1 protein-coding gene is annotated in these 2237 nt (G+C 32.2%); it reads right to left on the bottom strand.

Translation table 11 applies throughout. The features are described from left to right. Nucleotides 1-668: 668 nt before the first annotated feature. Nucleotides 669-1805: a glycosyltransferase family 4 protein gene (locus ARSQ2_RS04125; protein ID WP_181994453.1), complete on the bottom strand. Its 1137-nt coding sequence runs from the start codon at nucleotides 1803-1805 to the stop codon at nucleotides 669-671. Between the last annotated feature and the right edge of the window lie 432 nt (nucleotides 1806-2237).

The following is a 2237-nucleotide window of genomic DNA, read 5'->3' as shown; positions in this document are numbered from 1 at the left end:
GTTTCTCGGATACTCAACCCTTCTTCTTCCATCGTAAATATCACTTTACTTCTAAAATCAATTGAATAGCTCATATAAATAATGTCATCAAAATTAAGTTGCTTAACTATAGCTGCAATCTTTCCAATACAGGAAAAGCGTAAACCCAATTGTCTAAATAACTATCATCATGACGTGATCATGACACTCTTTCGGGGAAAAGGTTTTCCAGCCGCTATTAGCGAGCCATGTCATCTGTTGTGTGAAAGTTTTTGGTGATAAAGTAACTAATGCGGGAGACGGGCTAACATGATGATATAGCTAAGCGTCTTAATTTTGATTACAAAATATATGTTTTTCTCCAATATAAATCTAATGATATAGAGTAATTACTTGTAATCATTTTAAAGTCGCGCAGCTATACATAAGAATAGGAATAGTTGTTGCATTCATTATATTAATAAAATCATTGATTAATACGTAGTTAAGTATTTTGACTCAATTGTTAGCATAATGGCAAGTATTTAAATATTACATAAATGTTAATGTTATATCATTAATCGATCAAATAATTATAAAAAAAAGAGAATATTAGTAATTTTTGTAGTTATAAGACAAATAGAGTTAGCTGTCAGCATTAGTTGATAAATCAGCTATCACTACAGAGTTTTTATTTAATTTGGATGACTTTAATTATTTGTTCGCTCCTGAGAAGCTTTATTATGAGAATTAGTATCAGATACTTTGCCAATTTGTAACAGACGGAATAAGCATGACTCGATTGAAAATTTTTGGGTTACCTGAAGTTGTCCTCGTTGTGCCATTTCTTGATATTTTTTAGGTTGTTGTAGAAAATCATCAATAGCTGCTACCCAATTGTTGATATCAGATGATGGTAGTAATAGTCCATTGCTTTTATGCTGGATAATATCAGGTAGCCCACCCACATTACTAGCAAAGACGGGCACAGCAAAGAAAAGTGATTCAACCGCTACCATACCAAACGCTTCCTTAGTAGAAGGAATTACCGTTAAAGATGCATATGAATATATGGAAGAAGAAGGAAAAACAATACCGGCTAGCAGTGTTTCAGGCTCTAAATCATAGTCGATAATTTTTTTCTGTAATTTAGCCTTACAAGCGCCATCACCAATAATTAAATAACGAAATGAACGGCCTTGACGCTTTAATTGGGCGAGTGCTGCTAAAATAATATCATGTCCTTTTTCTTCTCTTAGCATACCGACTTGAATTATTATTCGCGCTGTTCCATCTTTTATCCAAGTTAAAAGACTATCAGCGACAGGTGTATCATTTTCGGCAACCATTTTAGAAAAATTAAATCCAGGATGAACAACCTTCACCTTTTGTGGCATACAACCAGATTGCAATAATGTTTTTCGCATTGGTTCGCTGGGTACAATGACGTAATCGAATAAGTGATTCATACTGAAGGCTTTTATTTTAGCCGACAGATAGGTTTTTTGTCGCAGTACATATGGTCGTTGTTTCTTAGCTAATGTTTTTACTGCGATGGCAAGGTTATTCGCATCATGGCCACTGTGACAAACAACTAAAATTGTTTGCTGCTGGCGTAGTAGTCTCCGTAGACGTATGATTGACGTAGGATGAGCACTATTAGTAAATGAAACATGATAGATAGGAATGTTGTTTTTTTTTGCTTCATGTGCAATTTGGCTGTCAATATGGCAAGCTAAAGTTACGTTAAAGCCTCGATGTATTAGGCCTTTCATTTGTAGTAAACTTTGAGCTTCTTGGCCACCAAAGTTCATCGAAGATTCGGTATAGATAATGGATGTATTCATGATATACCCTGATAATTAGCCCGTTTGTAAATTGACTTGCTATTCAATTAACAAAATAAATAAATAACGTAATATTCTAATTTTTATGTTATTTTGCCAAAAAATTTAGCGTTAGCAATTAGTCATCTGTAATAAAACAGTTCTGCACATAATATTATTACTTTATTAAATTAAGGCGCTAAAGCATAATCTGTTAACTATGCTTAGTTTAACTAATTGTACTGTTTTTATAGTAATTTTCCCTCTTATTTTTTGTAATATAGATTTTATAGGATCATTTTCTACATTTTGTGATTATTTGTTTATGATTATAAAAATAATAGAGATAAAGATTGTAATGAGATGATGTTAACACTATTTTACATAATTAATGCTCATTTTGCTAAATTTAGACAAGTATGATAGCCATCATGCAATTCATTGATAATAAAT

The sequence above is a fragment of the Arsenophonus endosymbiont of Bemisia tabaci Q2 genome (assembly GCF_902713415.1).
Classification (GTDB): domain Bacteria; phylum Pseudomonadota; class Gammaproteobacteria; order Enterobacterales; family Enterobacteriaceae; genus Arsenophonus.
Note: the sequence above shows the minus strand (reverse complement) of the source record. Positions and strands in the feature narration are given on the sequence as shown.